Below are 20,268 nucleotides of genomic sequence, written 5' to 3'. Positions count from 1 at the left end.
CCTTTTAGGATAAATTGGGAATCCGATGGCCAACTTTGAGTCCCAATTGGGCCGCCCTTCCGCCTCTGAGTTCAATAACTCCGTCAACGGGAACATCCGGGCCGTAGTTGGGGCAGGTTTCGGTCAAACACGGCGGTACGTTAGGAATTATCGCCTGCACTACGCCTTCCCGCAGAAAAACCATATCGAGTTCAATCAACACGTTTTTCATCCAAAAACGCACGTTTCGCGCTGGTTCGATCGGGAAAAACATTCCTCTGTCCTCGGGTAATTCTGTCCGAAACATTAAACCTGTGGCTTGTTCTTGGGGAGTTTGCGCCACTTCCAGTCCGATCGCGCGATCGGCTATAGTCGTGTTAACCGAAATTGGCAAAAGCTGACCCTTATCTAGTTGACCAAACAGCGACATAAAGTTGGATTCAGTCAGATTAGAATTTCCCGAAACAACTCCTAAATATTTGCCCGAATTTTTATCTTTCATAATAGTTTGGTTGTCGGAAACAGAAAGCTCTAAATCGCTAAACTTCATGCCTTCTGTCAAGACAATTTTATCATTGCCATTGCCAAAATCTGTAATTGTATCGGCTTCAGTAATAGTAGATGCGGCGGAGGTTCTTTCAATCACAAATAAATCATCGCCTGCGCCTCCTGTCAAGATATCCCCGCCTTCGCCGCCTATTAGCAAATCGTTACCCCGATCGCCAAACATCCAATCGGAGTCTTGTCCTCCATAGATTGTATCGCTTCCCTGACCGCCCGACAGCGTATCAGCGCCTTCATTTCCTGCTAGCAAATCATTTTCCCGATCGCCAAAAATTCGGTCGTTTCCCCCCAAACCTTGAACAGTATCATTACCCGCAAATCCTCTAATCGTATCGTTGCTGAGAGTTCCCAGGAGAAAATCGAAGCCGAAACTACCGTCGATGTTAACCATTTTGCGTTTAATGATGCCTTTAATAAAATGAAGATTTGGCGATCGGCATCCGCCAACCGGTACCAAAAGCTCGATCGCTAATTTTCAAACCCGGGGCTGCTTGCCGCCGTTTAAACTCCGCTTGCCTCACTAATTTTACTACACGTTTAACCACCGCTTCATCGTGTCCTGCAGCGACAATTTGTTGGGCAGATTCGTGATGTTCGATCAACCGCTGCAAGATGTCATCCAAAACATCGTAATCCGGCAAAGAATCTTGGTCAATTTGTCCCGGTTTCAGTTCAGCACTCGGCGCTTTACTAATAATATTAACCGGAATAACTTCCTTTTCCCACTGGGCCTGATTTTTTACCTTCTCACTCCCAGAATTCAGCCACCGACAAAGCGAATAAACCCTAGTTTTCGGCACATCGGAAATCACCGCCAATCCCCCATTCATATCGCCGTAGAGAGTGCAGTAACCCACGGCCATTTCCGACTTATTGCCCGTCGAAAGCAGCAAATGTCCGAACTTATTAGAAATTGCCATCAACAGATTGCCTCGAATCCGCGATTGAATATTTTCCTCAGCAATCCCGAAAGTTGTGTTGACAAACAAATTGGCGAGAGTGCGATCGTAAGTTTTCATCAAATCGCCGATCGGCAATAGTTCGATCGCGATGCCCAGATTTCGGGCTAATTCCAAAGCATCATTAACCGAATGATCTGAACTATAAGGAGAAGGCATCAGCACCCCTAGAACATTTTCGGGCCCGATCGCGCAACTGGCGATCGCAGCCACCAAAGCTGAATCTATCCCGCCACTCAAACCGAGTACAACCTTAGAAAAACCGCACTTGCGGACATAATCTCGTACTCCCAAAACCAAAGCAGCCCAAATTTCTGCATCTCCCTCGGCAGGATAAAAACTCAACGGCGCCGCCTCACTTCCTGCTGCATTTTGCTGATGGCTGCCAACTAAATCTTGTTTAGCTGCGTCATATTCCAGCACCGCAAAATCTGTTTCAAAAGAAGCTAATACCTGAATTAAATCACCCTTTCGATTCACAGCAAAACTGCTGCCGTCAAAAATAATATCGTCATTTCCCCCTACCTGATTAGCGTAAATAATCGGTATCCCGCAGCGGATGACGCTGTGCTGCAACATCGCCGATCGCACTTTCCGCTTCCCCGCAGAATAAGGCGATGCCGACAAATTCAGCACTAAATCTACACCCAATTTTGCCAAATCGGAAACAGGATCGCCTGCGTAACTGCGTTTACCCCAAAACTCCTCATTGTTCCACAAATCTTCACAAATTGTCACGCCGATTTTGACTTCGCCAAGAGAAAAGTAATTGCTGTTTTCTCCCCGTTCAAAATATCTATCTTCATCAAATACATCATAAGTAGGCAACAAGCGTTTATGAAAAACTTGTTTGACGGCGCCATTTTGCAACAAAACAGCGCTATTAAACAATGATTTTCCGCCGAGTTTAACAGCATTAGCATTAGGTAAGGCAGTGCCGGCTATGACTGCCAACTCCGGCGGCAAAGCTTGTGCCAGTTGCAGCAACTGTGCACCTGCATCTGCAATGAAACTCGGATTGATTAACAAATCGCGCGGCGGATAACCGATCAGGGAAAGTTCCGGTGTTAGCAATAAGTTTGCGCCCTCAACCTCAGCTTTTTTCGCAGCCTCCAGAATTAGGTTGGAGTTGCCAAAGATATCACCAATAGTAGGATTGAGTTGTGCGATCGCAATTTTCATATCACCAAATTACTTAATAAATATTGCTAACAATCCGCCCGCGCGGACTCACTTTCCTATAGTCTTAGATTTGAATGTAGCGAAAAATTACTCAGGTTTGTAATGTTTCAACTCTTCCTCAATATAATAATTTACCAAATCCCGGTAAATATTTTCAACCACATCAGGATTCAAACCCGATTCTTGAGCCCACTCGCGCCGCTGCTGTAACATATCGTGAAAGCGATCGAACGATTTAACGCTAGCTTCACTCGTTTTGAACCTTGCTGCAGCGATGACGTATTGAAATCTCTTGCTCAAAGCCTCGATCACTTCTCGATCGATGATATCAATTTCGTCCCGAACTTCGTGAATATTAGCGCATTCATCAGGGTCTTTCATAGTCTGCACTCCTTAATAGCTTCTATTCTAATGTTACTAAATTGCTCCCCGAATGTCATCCAAGGAACAGCTAGATAAACACCAGCGGCTTATTTTTGAAAGGAGCAAAAGCGGCTGCATCAAAGCGGTACAAACTAGCAGGGCGGCCAGCCCCCCGCGAAACCTTAACACCGGTATCGCACAAAAAACCCAATTTTAACAATCGAGATCTAAAATTAGAATAATCCGAAAAACTTTCCCCCAAAATAGTTGTATAAAGCTGATACAAATCGCTCAAAGTAAAAAGCTCCGGCAAAACTTCAAAAGCTACCGGACTGTATTCAAGTTTGTTACGCAGTCGCCGGTATCCGTATTCGAGAATTTGATTGTGATCGAAGGCAAGCTGTGGAACTTGTTGCACGGGATACCAAGCAATGCCGCCGACGCGGTGGCCCACACCCGCCACTACACTCCCAGCAATTAACTCAGCTTCCTCAAAGCGAACCAAAGCAAAATAACTCACCGAAAGATAGCGATCGCCCCTGGTAAATTCCCGAGGATCGCGCCCCGGTTCTCCGAAAGTATACAATTGCTCCAGATACAAATTTTTTACCCGAATTTTCTCAGACAAAATTCGGTAAGCCGCATTTTCAAGAGACTCTCCGTGCCGCACCAAAGTACCGGGAAGACTCCAAGAATCGATAAACGGTTCGTCTTGCCGCATTACCAACAGCACCAACAAGCGGTTCTGCACGGCATCGACGGAGAAAATCACATTATCTACTCCTACTTTAAAGTCAGCTAATGAGCAACCTTCGCCCTTTTTCGTGCCTCGTGCCATGCGTACAAATGCTCCCTATTGATGTAATCTTCGATGGTCGGAGTCAGAGCTTCCCTGTCTCCTGTTTCCCGATAGGAAGTAGAAGAAACATTGGGAGCACTCAAAGATGCGATCGCCACGTCTGCACCCAGGCGCCTCAACTGCCACAAATCTAATTGTTCTGACGGATAACCGGGTCGCGGTACTATCAGCAACTCCACTTGTTTTAACAATTGTTCAAATTTGTACCAGCGAGACAGTTGCCCCACCAAGTCAGAACCTATTACCAGCGTCAAATCTGCATTCGGCCACAGCAATCTTGCTTGTTCCACAGTTTCCACCGTCCTCGGACTGCTGAGTTCTGGATACAAGCAAAGATTGTGTCTGGGCGAATTAATTTCTTGAATCATTAACAGCAGCATTGCCGATCGGTGTTCTAGAGAAGTCTGGTGCGACTTAAAAGGATTGTCCGACGCCCAAACTGCTACCCAATCAAAATGTTGGGAAAGCCAACTCAGAATTGTTTTGTGTCCTGCTGTGGGTGGATCGGCACTGGTTCCAAAAAGAGCAATCTTCTGCATAGGGAATCGGTAATGAGTAATGGGTAATGGGTAATTAAAATTTCGGCAAAGGACTACTGACTAATGACTACTGACTAATGACTCTTTTTCGTTTTTTGGGTGAGACTCTGCAAATCTGGAGAAATTTCCACCTGCGGCGAAATCGGGTTGTCAAGTTGGCGAGTTTCGGGTCGAAGACTGGCGACAGAAGCAGCAGTGCGTTTGGCGATCTCCTCCAAACTTTCCTGGTTCTGGACTCGTTTGCCGTCCTTGACAACCAATTTCATTAATGGTATAGAAGCGCAATTCTTAATATTTTCTCCTGACAATGCCAAACAATCTCCGAGAATTTGCCCATTTTCAATATGTCTAAAAATTTGCTTTCTTCCTGGATATGTTACCTTGCCGCTTGCCTCTTTCATCACCGGAATTCCGTCAATTTCCACCAACTTATAAACACCGTTGACAGGGGAACCGCTGACCAACTTCGTTCCCAAACCGTAACCGTCAATGCAAGCGCCGCTACTTTTTAATTTCGCAATTTCTCGATCGTCCAAATCGCCGCTAGCAAAAATTGGAACACCCGGAAGGATCGATCGAACTTCCCGAGACAGCACCGCCAAATCGCCCGAATCCAGCCGCACGCCTTCCAACTGCATTTCACCGCTGTTGACTTGATCGGCCAACATCCGCGCCGCCGCCACAGTATCATAAGTATCGATCAGCAGCGGCGCCCCCGGAAAATAGCGGTGAAAAGCTGCAAACGCCTGATTCTCGCTGCCTTCGAGGGCAGCCACAGCCATTACCAAAGCATGGGCGATCGTACCGACAGGCTTGCGGCCCAACTTCAAAGCAGCCAAAACATTAGAAGTTCCATCGAATCCCGCAGCCAGGGCAGCCCTAGCCGCCCAAACAGCAGCTTGAGGCCCAAAAGCCCTGCGCGTCCCGAACTCAAGCAACTTAGCCTCCGGGCCCGCCACATCGCGCAGCCGCGCTGCCCGCGTCGCTATCAAAGTTTGATAATTTATGGCATTCAATAAATAAGTTTCCACTAACTGAGCCTGCCACAGAGGAGCCTCAATTCGCAGCAGAGGCTCGTTGGCAAACACCGCCGTCCCCTCCGGCACCGCCCAAACATCGCCAGTAAAGCGGGCTGTGGCGAGTAAAGTCCAAAATCGCTCCGGGGCACCTGCAAAAATCCCAGTGGACTGCAAAGCCTCTATTTGCGCCGGCGAAAACCGAAATTTCTCCAAATAATCGAGAACTTGGGCCAAACCCATCGCGATCGCGTAGCCAAAACCCTCTGGCAGCCTGCGCGCGAATAATTCAAAACTCGCGACCCGCCCGTCGAGTCCTTCCCCGACATAACAAGCAGCCATGGTTAGCTGGTAGAGATCGGTCAAAAGGCTGTAATCTGCTGAAGAAACCGTTAGTTCCTGGTCTTCTAAGATTTCTTCAAAACCTGTGAGCTGCAGGCTTTCTGTGGTAGTTTTCATAAGAAAAACCCCGGACAAACTTCTTTTTTTAATTATAGTGACAAACACTATATCTTTTTGTAAATATTTGATAAAGATTGCAGATATTTGTCGGAAAAATTCGCTGATTATGCCCTTTAATAGCGGATTTTGGTTAATTTGTACATTAATATTATGGTAAAACCAATATAAATACTTAATTTAACAAACTCAGGAATTAACCACAAACACTCAAGCGTTCCGGGTTTTTTGCGAAAATATTTCCTTGTAGCCTTTGAATAGAGTTAGACAACCCGGTTTCTGAGCGTCGGGAGGGCGATCGCGACACCTTCAGTTGAGTAAGGAAAAATCTACCAGCAAAAGGTCGATCGTCCAACAATGCGTAATTCCTAAAACCTTCAGCTTGCTTCAATGTTGCAGACCAATAAGTAATTCAAATAAATATTGCTAAAGTCATTCATAGCCCAAAAATCCGAGTAATCTAATAAGTATCAGAACCCAGATAAGAGAGGCAGATTCTATGAATCTTTCTAAATCTTTGGCAAACGCGATGCGTTACGTTTCGGAAGCAGCGGTGCGGATTTTTAGCCCTAGCGATGACAACTATCCAAATAGTGGAGTTCAACCTTTTGAAGGTAAGCTCTCCAAAACTTCTAAATCGAGAGACTGAACAGCCATTCACGCAGTTCCTAGCGAGTTCGGTACAGGCATTCAGTTTAACAGTCAACAGTTAACAATTAATTGTTGACTGTTAACTTTTGACTTTTGACTTTTGACTTTGACTGTTAATAGTAATTGTAGGTGGGGTTTCCCTTCCTTCTACCCAACCTACAATTACCAATCACCAATTACACTGAACTTCCCCAATTGACAAAAGGTATATTCAGTGTAGAGTAAGCTTTTAAAATAAAGATTTTGGCGTGGCTGATTTAGGGTATGAAAGGCTAAATATGCAAGTCATAGAAACCAGTATTCACAAAACTTCGGGATTTTCAAGTTATTTTTTTCATACCCAGATTAAGCAACGCCGACGTGAAGATTTCTGAGTTGAAAGCGAATTCTCAGGTGAAACAAGCTCAAGGCGAAGCTGAGTCGATTCGGGTGAAGGGAAATGCTCAAGCTGAAGCTTATCGCGCGGGTGTTGTCGCTTTGGGTGGTTCGGGTTATACGGCTTTGCAGTTAATGCAAATTATAGGCGATCGCAACGTGCGAGTTGTGCCAGATGTTGCGGTAACAGGGAACGGTAGCGGCGGCGGTTTGGTTGATGGTTTGCTGGGAATGATGATGTGGAATCAAACGAGCAAAAATGGAGAAAATGGCGGCGAGTTGCCGGTAGTTAACCTACAGAAATCGGAACCTGCGGCCAAGTTATCAGTAGCCCAGGTGAATTCTGTTAAGCCGCCGGCATCTCGCGCTAATTCCCCTGTTGCGAATTCTGAGGCTGATATTGATTCGCGGTTTGATGAATTGCCGTTTGACGATCGATCTTTTAGTTAGGCTGGGCAGTTTGTATTGAGGATTTCAGTCCTCTCTTATTGAAAGGGGGTATTACCAGTTTGTAGTTGGGCACCATACCTAGCCAAAACTTCAGCTAATCTCCTCAACCCAAGGTCAGCATTAGCTGACATTGGTTAGAGTTAAAAACTCAACTTTTAACCAGCTATTTTTGCGACGATTTTTTTCTCCAATTAAAACTTAATTGACAGGGCCATTTTCCAATGCTAGCCTACGTAGAATTAAAGTTTACCTATTTAGCAATGAGAGTAATTTATGCAACTTTTAATGATGGATTTAGATACATTTTCTCAGGCGAGTTTTTGGGGGTTCGCTGCCTTAACAGCCTATATTCTCACACTGCTTCCCACCAATTTGATAATTGTTTTCCCTGTTACAAAAACAACGGGATTTCCCCAATGGCTGCTGAAATATCGTCGCCTCATTGGTCTGCTCTCTTTCTTTTTATCTGTACTTCACGGATTCATCTTTTTCAAACAAAGAAACTTTGATATCTTTGATATCAAAACTTATTTTGTTTACTTCCAGGGAGTAGCAACATTCATTATTTTTACTCTTTTGGCTATCACCTCTAACGATTGGAGCGTGAAAAGACTTAAGAAAAATTGGAAAAATTTGCAGCGTCTCACTTACCTTGCTATGTTTTTATTAACCTGGCATATCTTGGATAAAATGGCCAATCACTGGACATATTTAACGCCTGTTGGAATTGCAGCTATAACCGCCATACTACTTTTATTCCTCGCTCGAATATTGAATCAGCGCCATCTAAAAAAGAAAAAAACAAGTCAACAAAAGGCAAAGTAACAGTGCTAAACAAGAGTGGTGGAGAGGATTTCTCAAAGGTAGAATGCAGCCGAAACTTCCGCCATAAATTTCTTAAATTGAAATCGGGAAGTTTATTTTATATAAACTGAGTGTGGGAGCTCGTGTTTATGAGATCAAAAGCAGTTAAAGGGAAAATTTTGACCTTCACATTAACAGCAGTTGTAACTGCGGCGGGCATCGGCTGGTATAGGTCTTTTACGGAATTAGAAACAACTGTATCGCAGTTTAAATCGGGGCTGTTAACTCAATATTCTACCAGTTTTAAAGATAATTCTGGGTGGATTTACGCGATCGCACTCAGTCCCGACGGCAAAACTTTAGCCAGCGGCAGTTATCGCGGCATTATCAAAATCTGGAGCTTGCAAACCGGCGAATTGCTTTACACCTTAAAAGCACATACCGATGCAATTGAATCCCTAGCCATTAGTCCTGATGCCAATGTTTTGGCTAGCGGGAGTTGGGATAACCGGATTAAATTGTGGAATCTCAAAACTGGCATACTCATCAATACCTTGAAAGGTCATGCGGATGATGTCAAGGCAATAAGTATCAGTCCTGATGGAAGGTTACTCGCTTCTGGAAGTACCGACAAAACTGTAAAAGTGTGGAATTTTTCCGATGGGAAACTACTCAGCACACTTCCAGATACAGACTGGATTCAATCTGTCGCTTTTAGCCGGGACAGTAAAATTTTAGCAAGCGGCAGCGAGAATGGAACTATTAAGATTTGGTGGCTTGATGATGGCGGCAATTACACCCTCACTGGGCATTCTGGGTCGGCGAACTCAGTTGCATTCAGTCCTGACGGCAAAACTTTAGCGAGTGGCAGTGCGGATAAAACTGTTAAGCTGTGGCAGTTTACAAAGGGCAAAGTTTTGCATACATTAACAGGGCATTCCGGCCCGGTGCTGTCAGTTGCTTTTAGCCAGGATGGACAGGCTTTAGCTAGTGGCAGCTACGACAAAACTATCAAGCTGTGGAAGTTGACAACGGGCGAACTGATGACAACTTTTGCGGCTCATTCTAAGCCTGTTTGGTCTGTCGCTTTTAGCTCTCAAAATCCTGTTTTAGCCAGCGGTAGCGCAGATGAAACTATTAAGCTTTGGCCTGTACCTGTCCCGATTGCGACTCAGGTTAATTCTCCAGCACCAGAGGTAGAGGCAGCACCGTCGGAAATTCTCTCCCCCGGTGAAATTGCACAGTTGAACCGGAAAGTTTACGACCAAATTGACAAGAGTTGGCGCTCGACTCCCACCTTCAACACTTCATTAGTTTATCGGGTTGCCGTGGATGAAGAAGGGGGAATTATAGATTATCAGCCACTAAACCAAGAAGCGGTTAATTTCCTCCAAGAAACTTCTCTTCCTTCCTATCGTAAAGCTGCTCGTCAAGCCAAGATTTTGAGTCAATTTCAGGTAGTGTTTAAACCCTCTGGGGTGCTTGAAGTTAACCCGTGGCAAGGGTGGAATTAATCTTACTAATTATCTCGCTAATTAGGTTTAATTAGGACTTGATGAATTACTGAATAACTCGATGTTATTGTCTTCTGGTTCTTGCTTCTTTCTCCTTTTCTCTCACTCATAACTCTTGATGCAATTGATCGCGGTTGAAATCTTTGTACCGATCGCAGTACAATCGATCGATATTGCATCTGAGGAATCTCCCATGTCAGAACCGTTTTCTACTGAGATTAGCGATCGCATCTGCACTCACATGAACGAAGACCACGCTAGTGCTGTCGTGCTATACGCTCAAGCATTTGGCGACCAACCGCAGGCAACAGAAGCTCAAATGCTCGCTATTGATGCCAACGGTATGGATTTAACCGCTAAAGTCAACGACGAAACAGTGCCTGTAAGAGTTAAATTCGATCGCACTTTAAAAGACGCCGAAGATGCTCACCACACTCTCATTGAAATGGTGAAACAAGCTCGAAAAGTTGCTAAGTAGTCAATTGCGGACTATCCTGTTATAATTTTAACGTTCGCAGTACAGACTTTAGTCCGCTTAAATAGTTGTTAAGGACTCAATTCCTTACTACAAACCTTGACTCCGGTTAAATGCTTTTTAAGGGCTAAAGTCCTGACTGCCAACAAAATATTTAATAAAGTTGAATATACATCTAAAATATCAAATAAAATGACCGAAAATTACCCTCAATCCCGAGAATTAGATACCGTCAAGGGCAGTAAAAATAACCACTTCGACGCCCTGGTAAAGCGAATAGATTTGATGATTCGCGCCCGCTATTCGCTGCTGTACATTGTCGGCGTCGAGGAGGAACCGATCGAGGCTGTAATTGCCCAAGTAGCGCTGCAAGTAACTCCCGCGCGCCGAGTATTGTTCTGGGATCTCGTGCGCGGCTGGGAAGATAATGCTTCTGGGAAAGGTTCGGTAATGGCGGCGCTCGATCGCGTCAGCAAAACTGCTGTTGAAGAATATACCATATTTGTTCTGCGGGATTTGCACCCTGTTTTGAAATATCCATACACCGAAAAAAATGCGGCGGTAGTGCGGGAATTGCGGAACTTAACGCGGGAATTGAAGCGCAGCAAAAAAACGATCGTCCTCACTTCTCACACGCTGGAATTGCCGGAGGAATTGAAAGAAGAAGTAACAGTAATTGATTTTCCTTTGCCCAACGTCCAAGAAATCGACAGTTTAATTTCCCACGTTGTGGAAAAACCGCAACAGTTGCAAGTTAGCGGTTTAGCAAGGGAACAGTTGGTTAAAGCTTGTCAGGGTTTGAGCCGCGCTAGAATCGGGCGGGTTTTGGCTAAAGCTTTGGCCGCCAAACAGCAAATTAACGAGTCAGATATTGACGGAGTTTTGGAGGAAAAACAGCAAGCAATTCGCCAAACGGGCATTTTGGAGTTTTTTAACTCCCGAGAATCCCTAAAAAGTGTGGGTGGCTTGGAGAATTTGAAACAGTGGGTAAAAATGCGGCAAGATGCTTTTACTGACGAAGCGCGCCGCTACGGAATACCCAATCCTAAAGGCGTTTTGTTAGTAGGAATTCAAGGAACGGGCAAATCCTTATCAGCGAAAACAATCGCCTCAGAATGGCGTTTGCCACTGTTGCGATTGGATACTGGGAGATTGTTTGGCGGCGTGGTCGGGGAAAGCGAAAGTCGCGTCAGGCAAATGATACAATTAGCAGAGGCGATCGCACCTTGCGTTTTGTGGATCGATGAAATAGATAAAGCCTTCGGCAACATTATCAGCGGCAGCGACGGCGATTCGGGAACTTCGCGCCGGGTATTCGGCAGTTTGATTACTTGGATGCAGGAAAAAACCAGTCCGGTGTTTATTGTCGCAACTGCAAATAACGTCAGGATTTTGCCTGCAGAGTTGCTCAGAAAAGGCAGATTTGATGAAATTTTCTTTTTAAATTTGCCCTCTGAATCGGAACGGCAAGATATTTTTAAAGTGCATTTGCAGCGTTTGCGACCAACTAGATTGCGCGAGTTTGATTTGGGAGTTTTGGCGAAACGCGCTGAGAATTTTAGCGGTGCAGAAATTGAACAAGTCGTAATAGATGGGTTGTATCGGGCCTTTGGAACGTTTGTAAACGGACAGCGCCGAGATTTGATGACCGAGGATATTTTGAGGTCGATCGAGGATACTGTACCTTTAGCTGCGATCGCGCGATCGCAAATTGAAGATTTGAAGCGCTGGGCGGCGGAAGCGGGCGCGAGAACAGCTTCTAACGATACTCACTTAATTGATGAATTGAAACGCTACAGCCAGCGGCGGAGGGATGCGATCGACAATTAACTTAATTTCTAGGGTGCGTCAGTTCATGTCTAATTAATTCTCGGAAAAATTCCATCTGACGCACCTTCCTAATCGCATGGTGCGTCCGTTCATGGCTGATTAATTATCTCAAATATCTCCCTTTATGACGCACCCTACTACTAGGAACCTAATTTAAAAACATCAGCAAGAATAGCAGTTTTCTCCACCATTCTCCCCGCATCCGGCGAATCGTAAACAACTAACAGCGAATTTTGCTCCCCCAAATATGGAAACAGGCTCAATCCCTCAGCATTGTCCGTACCAACCTTAAAAGGCAAGTCAAACAATACCTCCAAATCTCCCCCATCTTGTCCAGTAATACTGTCGCCCGATCGCCCTAAAATCCCCTTTAACCGAAAAACCCTCATCGCCCCCGATAAAGTCATCGTCGGCCCGGCTAAAACAATCAAATCTTCCCCGTTCCAGCACAATTCTCGCACCCCCAAACCGTTCAAATCAACAAAATGTTTCTTGTAAAACTTGCCGGCTTCACCAATAGCCTTTAGCTTTAAAACCCCCTGTTTAGACTCTTGCACTTCTATTTCTAAAATTATCGCCCAACCCCGCAGTACAGGTCCCCGTAAACCAAGAAAAATCCGATTGCCGCGCACCGCCAACCCTTCAATATCAAAACCATTTTCTTTACTCGGAATCGGCACAGATAAAAATAGACCGAGATGGCTGTCATCTTTCAGCGCATCAGTCAGCAAATTCCCCGTTTTTGTCGGCTGAAGGTATCCCGCTTTCAGTTGGTTTTTGGGATTTTCAGGATGGGAAATTGACTTGCACAAAGTCCCGTTTTTTACAGGAATTCGTGCCAGCAAATAACGGTTGATCTCCGTCTCTATTTTTGCTAAATTTTGAATGTCTTTATTCGGGTCTTTGCCTTTAGCTTTCTTGCGTTTGGTGCTGTGAGAAGCCACAAACCAAAGATAATCGCTGTTGAAATCAATTCCTTCAATATCGATTTCACCAGCTTGCTCGGAAAAATCGATAAAATCGGCGAGCGCAAATCTTTGATGTTCTCCAAAAATATGAGGCGCCACAGGCGACAAACGCTCGATCGAAGTCGTTTCATCGGAACCCAGCCACAAATGACCATCGGGAGTTAAAGCAACAGCGGATAAGTCTGTAATAATATCAGCCGCTTCGCTGTTGAATTGCAGCAGCAGCCGACCGAGCAAAAAAGATTCTGGCATAATTATTAGCACCAAAACTATTCTTAGGGTAAGTCATTATAGCTAAAGTTGCTTGAAACTGATATCTTGCCACAGTTGTAATAGTCAGTCGGGGGATTAATTCCCCCTCTCAAAGCTTGCATTCGGTTAAAAGTTAGATGATGCACGATTTTCAATAAGGCTTTTATGGGCGGGCTAGGAGCAACGGCCCACAAGAAAGAAAATTCATCTGTTGTGGAACAGGCATCTTGCCTGTTCATGACAGAGGTGCAAGATGTGAGTTAAAACCCATTGAAAATTAAAACAGAAAACTAAAACAAATATCCTCCTCAAGCCTCATAGCGAGAACTTCCCTTTTGAGATAGGGATTTTTAACCCTTGGCGGGGCCAACCGCAGTCGGCGGTGATTATTCCGCAAACCGAACCTCCACAGACGGATAACACCCTAATTGAAGCATTAACATCGCCGTTACGTTTCGTTACGATAAGGAGACAGAGAGAAAAACCTCTCATTCGTAAAATTAGAGGTAGCCATTATGAACGGTACATTTCGCGTCGGCAACCTGTTTGGGATTCCCTTCTTTGTCAACGCATCTTGGTTTTTAGTTCTGGGTTTAGTAACCTGGCAGTACGGCGGCGCATTAGCTGCCCTGTTTCCCACATTGGGCCCCGTAGCGCCCTGGATGCTGGGATTATTCACAGCGTTACTGTTATTTGCTTCCGTCTTAGCCCACGAATTAGGACACAGTTGGGTAGCCATTAAACAGGGAATTGGCGTGAAATCGATTTCGCTATTTCTGTTTGGCGGACTGGCTAATTTAGAAAGAGAATCCAAAACCCCAGCCGAAGCATTTTGGGTAGCGATTGCAGGCCCGTTGGTGAGCTTATTTTTATCCGGTTTGTTAACAGCGATCGGCATCGGTGCTGGTCTCACAGGCCCCGCAGCCGCCATCGTCGGACTTTTAGCTTCGATCAACTTAGTTTTAGCCTTATTTAACTTAATTCCCGGTTTGCCCCTCGACGGTGGCAACATCCTCAAAGCGATCGTCTGGAAAATTACTGGCAACCCTTACAAAGGTGTAATTTTTGCTAGCCGCGTCGGTCAGATAATTGGTTGGATTGCCATTGCTACAGGCGTATTCGGCAATATTTGGAATCTAGTAATCGGTTGGTTCTTACTGCAAAATGCCGGTCAATCTGCCCAATATGCCACAGTCCAAAATAAACTGGCAGGGCTGACAGCCGCAGATGCTGTGACCCCCGAAAGTCCGATCGTCTCGCAAGACTTGTCCCTCAGAGAATTTGCCAACAACTACGTGATCGGTAGCACTCAAACCTGGCGCAGGTTCCTGGCAACAGATGATGCCGGACAATTGGTAGGGGCGATCGACCTAGACGACCTCAAAACCATTCCTACCGGAACTTGGCCCCAAGTTTTAGTTAAAGAACTCCTGAAGCCGATCGAATTTTCCACAACCGTCAAACCAGAATTATCCCTCCTCGAAGTAGTCACCCTCCTAGAACAGCTAAAAGTACAAGAACTCCCCGTCATTCGGGAAAACGGTGTCCTCGTCGGACTTGTAGAAAAAGCTGAAATTGCCCGCCTGCTACAAAGACAAGCCGAAGCGAACCCTGCTTGATATTCTCAGATACTTGACAAATAACAGTTAACCCCCTCGATTTCCCCTTACCAAAAGGGCGATCGGGGGGGTTAACTGTAGCTGGACAAAAGCCAAGTGAAACACTAAATTATTAGCTGCAAATCAAGGATGATAACTATAATAGTGTATTGATCATCTGAGCGAGGACGCTATGCCATCTCAGCAGTTTTCCTCTCAATCCGAAACAACAGAGTCAAAAGTTCTGCCTGCTCTGACAAACAATATATTACCAGAGGCTCTCACCCCTCAGCCAACAGCTCAATTACAAAAATCAGCGCTGACGGTTTCCGCAGCTCAAGATATCATTTACAAATTTTTTATATATCACATCAAAAACTCGCCATCAGAAGTAGTTTTGCAACAATTTAAAAACATATTTATCCAATTGGTTCCTCCAGCTAACCCCACATTAATTCAAGCTTTAAACACAATAATTGAATTTGACTCTCAACTAGAATTTAACTACTTATTTAAACGCTGCATTTACATCTTATTAAATAATTGGATTACTCAGAAACAATACCAACTGGCTCGCGACTTAATTAAAATTATTAGCGATAGAACCCTTAGCGAACGCCACCCCGACAATTGTCTCAAAATACTGAGAGTGTGGCTGACCAACTTTCTCAGCAGCAAAGACTATGAAGAGCTAAAGTTATTTGTATTAAAGTACGAGGACTACCAGCCACTACAAAATCACTGGACTTCTCGCTATCAGCCTTATTTGCTAGCCACTCAATATCTAGATCCTAAAAACACCCCCGAAGAACGCCAAGCTGCCAGACTATTGTCGCAGCAGCTCAAAGAAAAATACAAGTTTGACCTAGCAATGTATACCTCTCGCTCTCAGTCTGCTACATCCCAATTAAATAATTATCATAATCCCACACTTTTAGGAGATGAAGCCCTGCGTTTAATCAAAATAATTTTGGTCAACCGCGGCTCCTTAAACTATCGCAGCTTAGCAAATATTTTTCTTAGAGAGACTCAAAATATTACTTACAAGCACTTTAAGGAATCTCTAATTAAGTATTTATTTAATTACCAATCTAAACTTTTAGGCACTGATATTTACCAATCGAAGATAATTAATATTATAGAGACTTTTCATCTCGAAAATGACGGAGAAACTTTGAGTACAGGCCTGCATCTCAGAACTTGCAATTATCTAATCAAATGTTTGACTGTGGAAAATTCCGGGAAACCAACAGCCTTATTTCTACTCTTCGCTACTCAACTAAATCCTTTAACACTAGCAATTCTAATTCTCAAACTTATTTTAATTTCACCCCATTCCAGAACCTACTTAGAACTTTGTTGTGCCAGATTAATTCAATACTATCAAGATGACTCGGCTACTGAATGTGAGTGGCTCATTAATTTTTTAGAATTGAGCCAGATTGCTATAACTATTTATGGAGACAATGTTCAGTATAATTTAGTGAATATGTCAGACAAGCATGAAGAAGAGCAGTTGTTGATTGATATCAATAACTGTAGAATTTTTTCTCAACATAAAAAAATATAAAATATCCAGCTTAGTCATCAGTCATCATTCATCAGTCATTAGCTGCGCCTTGCGCCCCCGACAGCAAGTTTATAGGATAAAGTTTTCCGGGAACAGTGTTCGCTAATTTATATAAGTTTGATAAGCTTGTGGTAGCTCTTCGGCGCTAGTATCGGGCATTTATCCCCTACCCAATATTTGCTCTCGCGCCCAATTGATGAAAATAACTGCGCCACCCGGAGTTATCGTCGAGACTCCAACGGGCAAATTTTCTCCCAGTTGGGCAAATTTTTCTTCACTTTGTGCCAAAGCTGGAACAAACTTTTTCAGTTGAGCTGCCATCTCGTTGAAAGACGGCGCTAATTCGCCGACTTCATCAAGCCTACTGACAGTCACAGCACGCACTCTCTGGCGGCAATATCTTTAGCTGCTTCGTTGAGCCGCAGCAGGGGCAGTGTTACCCACCTCGCTGTCACCACTCCAGCAATTGTCGATAGCAGCAGCGCCCCCCAACAAAGTAAAATTGTAGTGCGCGTATTTTTGTTAATTTGCCCCTTGAAATCGGATTCGGGAACTGCGATCGCAATCAGCCAGTTCAAACCGTAAACATCAGCAAACGGCAGCACTTCCACAAAATATTCCTGCCCGTCTCGGCTAAATTTCAGTTGCTGCCGCTGCTTAATGTCGCCAAAACCCCCGAAGTGTTCGTACAAATATTTAGCTGCGGTGCGAATGACAGGAGTTTGGCTGTCTAAAACATTCACCCGCTGCAGTTGCTGCTTTCCAGACATCTTTCTAAAGGGTGATTCTTGACTCGAACTGGCAACCAGCAAGCCCGATCGTTCGATCGCGAAAATTTGTCCCGTTTTGCTAAGCTTGATGCGATGGAGATAGTGCTGAAGCCCCGAGAGCGAAAAGTCTACGGCACTAACTCCCAGCAATTTACCATTTCGATCGCGAATCGGTTGGCTGGCAGCAATAAAAACACTCCCGGGAGTAAAACCAGGATAAATACTCGTCCAAATCGCTTTGTTTGTTCGCTGCGACAGCTTCTTTGTACCAGGGGCGCAGGCGGGCATTGTAGGTTGCCGGTTCTGCCTTTAATTTAGCGGTGCGAGTGCCTAGGCTGTCTGTAGCTTAGTATATGTTGTGAGAGTTGGTAGACTTGTTAGCTGCGACAATTTGCAAGCTGTTATCCGTGGGGTTGCGGCCAATGCCGAGATATTCTCCTGATTTTTCAGCACGGAAGGATATCCATTGAATGCTTTTAAAAGATCGCATTTGCTGCCAGAGGAACTTCTCTCCCCGAGGCTAGGGTCTTTCTAACTGTAAGTTTAATTCAGCGCGGTCGATCGCTTCAGCGTTGTTAAGTTTATTTACCCACTGGGTAGGTTCGAGAAAAGAAATCAGCTTTTCTTCAACTCTCTTCCCCGTCTGGGCGATCAATTTCTCGGCGAACTCTTCGACTGCTTTGTCTCCGTTGCGAAAGGACAGATACCCGACCATCCCGACTGCTGCGACGATTTGCAGCACAACAGAGGCCACTAGAAGGCGACGCAGGGAGATTTTTGTGTGGTGTTGAGAAGTTTTACTCGCGAATCGGGGCAACAGCATAGGCTGGTCACTAATTGCTCCCTAACACTTTAACTGTTCCTGCCTGTAATTTCACTTAGGGGCGATCGAGGTGTTTCCTTGCCCTCAAAACCCCTCCCACAGAGACACAAATCAGGAGCAAGCACGAGACTTATACAATTTTAGATTTGAGATTTTAGATTTTAGGTTAAATAATTGGGAATGAATGATCAAGCTCGTGCTTTCGAGCATCTCTACAGTGGCATTCTTTTTTTCAACTGCTATTACCCACTGTTAGCTGAGAATACCTCCGCCATTTTCTTGCTGTGGTGGGTTTCCTACCTCAACCAAACCTAATTCTTCCTTCAAACCTCTTCGGTTCATCCATTACATCCGTTAAATCCCGTACACCATTGGCTGCAGAACATCCATCGATTACATCCGTTAAATCCCGTACACCATTGGCTGCAGAACTTCTCTTTAACAGCTACGCGGAAAATCCCCCGCTTGTCCACACGGATATAGCGAGGGGCGAGAATAGGTATTCTCGCAAAATATAAAGTGGTGGCAGTGGCTTTTGTCGAGCCATTGCCATCTATAGAAGCCATACTGTTTTAGGCTCACAGAAAGATTTCAGAGCCAACTCTCTGCTTGCAGTCAATGCTTGAAGTCAAACCAACCAGTTCAAGCAAGAAGTCAAAGCAAGTCGTAAAGGCCTAGGATTCTTCTTCTTCTTCTCGATCAATTTGGCGCAGGTGAATGTGCTTGCGTCCCAAAGAGATTTCAAATTCATCTCCCGGCTGGAGTTCCATCTGTTTGGTGTAGGCAGCTCCAATCAGTAAGTTGCCGTTAGATTGAACGCTAATCCGATAGCTGGCAGAGCGTCCGCCGCGTCCATTGCCGTTTTGCTTCCCGTCTAGCTGAATGCCTTCTGCATCAATCAGCGCATTCAGGAATTTCATCATGTTGACCCGTTCTACGCCGTTCTTGGTAACGGTGTAGTAGCCACAGGCTCTAGCTTTTTCTTCCTTGGTAAGGTTCTCTAGGTCTTTGACCTTTTTGATCAGATCTTCGCCTTCAAGGGGTTCGATATTTTTCTTTTTAGCCATTTACTGAGTCCTGAAATATTCAACTGGTGTACGGATTTTTTCTCGGTTGGTTTTTGGTTTGACCAAGAAACTTTAGCTTTATAGCTGGTCGTAAAACCATATTACACCGATCGGCTCAATTGTTAACCACTATTATCTAAATATTTTTAACAAACTGCAGTCTTTCTTGAGGAGTAGCTGCAGCCGATGCGAGCAATCTCTAAAGTCGGTAGCATAAGCTATCAGCTATCAGCTAGCTGAATATTTGCCCCGCTCTTAAAATCCCATGAAGTTAACCACACGCGGACACTACAGTGTCAAAGCATTACTGGATCTAAGTTTGCAACCTCGCTTTGGCCCGACATCGGTGAAATCGATAGCGAAGCGACAGGAGTTACCTGCTCCGTATCTAGAAAAATTGCTGATTGAAATGCGACGAGCCGGTTTAGTCCAATCTGTTCGGGGTTCCCAAGGAGGATATCAATTAGCCCGCCAGCCAGCTCAAATCTCTTTAGGACAAATCTTAGAGGCTGTAGGTGAAACTATTGAACCTTTACCTCGACATTTTCCCGACGCGACGCAAGCAGAGGACTGGGTAACATTCAGTTTGTGGAACCGATTGCACAAAAAACTGGCCGAAGCGCTGTACAGTATTTCCCTCGAAGACTTATACTATGATGTCCGCAGTTGGCAAGCGGCTCTTGGGGAAGAAACTAGCTTTATCATTTAAATGGTAAGTTCATTCATTCGATCGCCAGCAATCACACATGGACGCAACACTTGTTACCTACTTTGGCGGCTGTCACTGCGGAGCTGTCCGCTTCCGTGTCGCCGTTGACAAACACGAAGCATCTGATTGCAACTGCTCTATCTGTAAAAAGAAAGGATTTTTGCACCTCATTGTGCCGCCGGAACGTTTTACCTTGCTCAGTGGCGAAGATGTTTTGACCACCTATACATTTAATACAGGAACTGCTCAACATACTTTCTGCCGAATTTGCGGCATTCACTCGTTCTATCGCCCCCGATCGCATCCCGATCATTTCGATGTCAACGTCCGCTGTCTTGACGACTATGCCATCGAACACTTTCAGATCCTACCCTTTGACGGTGTTAATTGGGAGCAGAACGTACACTTGCTCCGCGACGAAAGTAATCTCAGCAGTTAAAATTGCAGCTCAAAAATCAAAGTCCGCAAGGGTAGGAGTAGTTAAAACCTGCG

20 protein-coding genes and 1 pseudogene are annotated in these 20,268 nt (G+C 44.8%); 10 read left to right on the top strand and 11 right to left on the bottom strand.

Features of this window, described 5'->3' with window-relative positions; all coding sequences use genetic code 11:
• Positions 1–4: 4 nt before the first annotated feature.
• From D0A34_24155 to D0A34_24130, 6 genes are all read right to left on the bottom strand, one after another.
• Complete coding sequence (locus tag D0A34_24155; protein UNU21527.1) at positions 5–934, bottom strand: hypothetical protein; 930 nt, start codon at positions 932–934, stop codon at positions 5–7.
• Positions 935–953: 19 nt separating this feature from the next.
• Entirely contained in the window at positions 954–2,684 is a 1,731-nt protein-coding gene (locus D0A34_24150) for an NAD+ synthase (protein ID UNU21526.1), read from the bottom strand.
• 87 nt (positions 2,685–2,771) lie between these two features.
• Positions 2,772–3,065, bottom strand: coding sequence for an isochorismate lyase (locus D0A34_24145; GenBank protein ID UNU21525.1), 294 nt, complete (start codon positions 3,063–3,065; stop codon positions 2,772–2,774).
• Positions 3,066–3,135: 70 nt separating this feature from the next.
• Positions 3,136–3,885, bottom strand: coding sequence for an NUDIX hydrolase (locus tag D0A34_24140; GenBank protein UNU21524.1), 750 nt, complete (start codon positions 3,883–3,885; stop codon positions 3,136–3,138).
• On the bottom strand, positions 3,846–4,445 hold the full coding sequence (locus tag D0A34_24135) for a nicotinate-nucleotide adenylyltransferase (GenBank protein UNU21523.1): 600 nt from the start codon (positions 4,443–4,445) through the stop codon (positions 3,846–3,848). The genes D0A34_24140 and D0A34_24135 overlap by 40 nt, the downstream gene beginning before the upstream one ends.
• A gap of 74 nt (positions 4,446–4,519) precedes the next feature.
• On the bottom strand, positions 4,520–5,920 hold the full coding sequence (locus tag D0A34_24130; GenBank protein ID UNU21522.1) for a nicotinate phosphoribosyltransferase: 1,401 nt from the start codon (positions 5,918–5,920) through the stop codon (positions 4,520–4,522).
• A gap of 499 nt (positions 5,921–6,419) precedes the next feature.
• Between D0A34_24130 and D0A34_24125 the strand changes: the two genes are divergently transcribed.
• The 6 genes and pseudogenes from D0A34_24125 (at position 6,420) to D0A34_24100 (ending at position 12,019) form a co-directional block, all read left to right on the top strand.
• Entirely contained in the window at positions 6,420–6,569 is a 150-nt protein-coding gene (locus D0A34_24125; protein UNU21521.1) for an isochorismate synthase, read from the top strand.
• 362 nt (positions 6,570–6,931) lie between these two features.
• Positions 6,932–7,396, top strand: a pseudogene (locus D0A34_24120) (flotillin family protein).
• Positions 7,397–7,681: 285 nt separating this feature from the next.
• Positions 7,682–8,221, top strand: coding sequence for an iron reductase (locus tag D0A34_24115; GenBank protein ID UNU22443.1), 540 nt, complete (start codon positions 7,682–7,684; stop codon positions 8,219–8,221).
• 128 nt (positions 8,222–8,349) lie between these two features.
• Positions 8,350–9,714 (top strand): WD40 repeat domain-containing protein, encoded by a 1,365-nt coding sequence (locus D0A34_24110; protein UNU21520.1) that lies wholly within the window; start codon positions 8,350–8,352, stop codon positions 9,712–9,714.
• Between the two features lie 193 nt (positions 9,715–9,907).
• Entirely contained in the window at positions 9,908–10,192 is a 285-nt protein-coding gene (locus D0A34_24105; GenBank protein UNU22442.1) for a DUF2470 domain-containing protein, read from the top strand.
• A 189-nt stretch (positions 10,193–10,381) separates the two neighbouring features.
• Complete coding sequence (locus D0A34_24100) at positions 10,382–12,019, top strand: AAA family ATPase (GenBank protein UNU21519.1); 1,638 nt, start codon at positions 10,382–10,384, stop codon at positions 12,017–12,019.
• Positions 12,020–12,159: 140 nt separating this feature from the next.
• On the opposite strand, the gene D0A34_24095 is transcribed toward D0A34_24100, so the two are convergent.
• Positions 12,160–13,239 (bottom strand): DUF3616 domain-containing protein, encoded by a 1,080-nt coding sequence (locus D0A34_24095; protein UNU21518.1) that lies wholly within the window; start codon positions 13,237–13,239, stop codon positions 12,160–12,162.
• A 515-nt stretch (positions 13,240–13,754) separates the two neighbouring features.
• On the opposite strand from D0A34_24095, the gene D0A34_24090 reads away from it, so the two are divergent.
• Both D0A34_24090 and D0A34_24085 read left to right on the top strand, forming a co-directional pair.
• A complete protein-coding gene (locus tag D0A34_24090; GenBank protein ID UNU21517.1) occupies positions 13,755–14,858 on the top strand; it encodes a CBS domain-containing protein in 1,104 nt (367 codons plus the stop codon).
• A 172-nt stretch (positions 14,859–15,030) separates the two neighbouring features.
• A complete protein-coding gene (locus D0A34_24085; protein ID UNU21516.1) occupies positions 15,031–16,407 on the top strand; it encodes a hypothetical protein in 1,377 nt (458 codons plus the stop codon).
• A gap of 159 nt (positions 16,408–16,566) precedes the next feature.
• Here D0A34_24085 and D0A34_24080 read toward each other — a convergent pair whose 3' ends face one another.
• The 4 genes from D0A34_24080 to D0A34_24065 all read right to left on the bottom strand — a co-directional run bounded on the left by D0A34_24080 (position 16,567) and on the right by D0A34_24065 (position 19,067).
• Positions 16,567–16,782 (bottom strand): hypothetical protein, encoded by a 216-nt coding sequence (locus D0A34_24080; protein UNU21515.1) that lies wholly within the window; start codon positions 16,780–16,782, stop codon positions 16,567–16,569.
• Positions 16,779–17,465, bottom strand: a complete 687-nt coding sequence (locus D0A34_24075; GenBank protein UNU21514.1) for a hypothetical protein — start codon at positions 17,463–17,465, stop codon at positions 16,779–16,781. The genes D0A34_24080 and D0A34_24075 overlap by 4 nt, the downstream gene beginning before the upstream one ends.
• 232 nt (positions 17,466–17,697) lie before the next feature.
• Complete coding sequence (locus tag D0A34_24070) at positions 17,698–18,000, bottom strand: hypothetical protein (protein UNU21513.1); 303 nt, start codon at positions 17,998–18,000, stop codon at positions 17,698–17,700.
• A gap of 674 nt (positions 18,001–18,674) precedes the next feature.
• Positions 18,675–19,067 carry an AbrB family transcriptional regulator gene (locus D0A34_24065; protein UNU21512.1) on the bottom strand — a complete coding sequence of 131 codons (393 nt, stop codon included), beginning with the start codon at positions 19,065–19,067 and terminating at the stop codon, positions 18,675–18,677.
• Positions 19,068–19,332: 265 nt separating this feature from the next.
• On the opposite strand from D0A34_24065, the gene D0A34_24060 reads away from it, so the two are divergent.
• Entirely contained in the window at positions 19,333–19,776 is a 444-nt protein-coding gene (locus D0A34_24060) for an Rrf2 family transcriptional regulator (GenBank protein UNU21511.1), read from the top strand.
• 37 nt (positions 19,777–19,813) lie between these two features.
• Positions 19,814–20,215 (top strand): GFA family protein, encoded by a 402-nt coding sequence (locus tag D0A34_24055; protein ID UNU21510.1) that lies wholly within the window; start codon positions 19,814–19,816, stop codon positions 20,213–20,215.
• The last annotated feature ends 53 nt before the right edge of the window (positions 20,216–20,268 follow it).

Origin of the sequence: Microcoleus vaginatus PCC 9802, assembly GCA_022701275.1 — a bacterium.
Classification (GTDB): Bacteria; Cyanobacteriota; Cyanobacteriia; order Cyanobacteriales; family Microcoleaceae; genus Microcoleus; species Microcoleus vaginatus_A.
Note: the sequence above shows the minus strand (reverse complement) of the source record. Positions and strands in the feature narration are given on the sequence as shown.

Excerpts from the sequence above, each read along its gene's own strand:
- D0A34_24155 (UNU21527.1), bottom strand. The coding sequence starts at position 934 with ATGGTTAACATCGACGGTAGTTTCGGCTTCGATTTTCTCCTGGGAACT.
- D0A34_24150 (UNU21526.1), bottom strand. The coding sequence starts at position 2,684 with ATGAAAATTGCGATCGCACAACTCAATCCTACTATTGGTGATATCTTT.
- D0A34_24145 (UNU21525.1), bottom strand. The coding sequence starts at position 3,065 with ATGAAAGACCCTGATGAATGCGCTAATATTCACGAAGTTCGGGACGAA.
- D0A34_24140 (UNU21524.1), bottom strand. The coding sequence starts at position 3,885 with ATGGCACGAGGCACGAAAAAGGGCGAAGGTTGCTCATTAGCTGACTTT.
- D0A34_24135 (UNU21523.1), bottom strand. The coding sequence starts at position 4,445 with ATGCAGAAGATTGCTCTTTTTGGAACCAGTGCCGATCCACCCACAGCA.
- D0A34_24130 (UNU21522.1), bottom strand. The coding sequence starts at position 5,920 with ATGAAAACTACCACAGAAAGCCTGCAGCTCACAGGTTTTGAAGAAATC.
- D0A34_24125 (UNU21521.1), top strand. The coding sequence starts at position 6,420 with ATGAATCTTTCTAAATCTTTGGCAAACGCGATGCGTTACGTTTCGGAA.
- D0A34_24115 (UNU22443.1), top strand. The coding sequence starts at position 7,682 with ATGATGGATTTAGATACATTTTCTCAGGCGAGTTTTTGGGGGTTCGCT.
- D0A34_24110 (UNU21520.1), top strand. The coding sequence starts at position 8,350 with ATGAGATCAAAAGCAGTTAAAGGGAAAATTTTGACCTTCACATTAACA.
- D0A34_24105 (UNU22442.1), top strand. The coding sequence starts at position 9,908 with ATGTCAGAACCGTTTTCTACTGAGATTAGCGATCGCATCTGCACTCAC.
- D0A34_24100 (UNU21519.1), top strand. The coding sequence starts at position 10,382 with ATGACCGAAAATTACCCTCAATCCCGAGAATTAGATACCGTCAAGGGC.
- D0A34_24095 (UNU21518.1), bottom strand. The coding sequence starts at position 13,239 with ATGCCAGAATCTTTTTTGCTCGGTCGGCTGCTGCTGCAATTCAACAGC.
- D0A34_24090 (UNU21517.1), top strand. The coding sequence starts at position 13,755 with ATGAACGGTACATTTCGCGTCGGCAACCTGTTTGGGATTCCCTTCTTT.
- D0A34_24085 (UNU21516.1), top strand. The coding sequence starts at position 15,031 with ATGCCATCTCAGCAGTTTTCCTCTCAATCCGAAACAACAGAGTCAAAA.
- D0A34_24075 (UNU21514.1), bottom strand. The coding sequence starts at position 17,465 with ATGCCCGCCTGCGCCCCTGGTACAAAGAAGCTGTCGCAGCGAACAAAC.
- D0A34_24070 (UNU21513.1), bottom strand. The coding sequence starts at position 18,000 with ATGCTGTTGCCCCGATTCGCGAGTAAAACTTCTCAACACCACACAAAA.
- D0A34_24065 (UNU21512.1), bottom strand. The coding sequence starts at position 19,067 with ATGGCTAAAAAGAAAAATATCGAACCCCTTGAAGGCGAAGATCTGATC.
- D0A34_24060 (UNU21511.1), top strand. The coding sequence starts at position 19,333 with ATGAAGTTAACCACACGCGGACACTACAGTGTCAAAGCATTACTGGAT.
- D0A34_24055 (UNU21510.1), top strand. The coding sequence starts at position 19,814 with ATGGACGCAACACTTGTTACCTACTTTGGCGGCTGTCACTGCGGAGCT.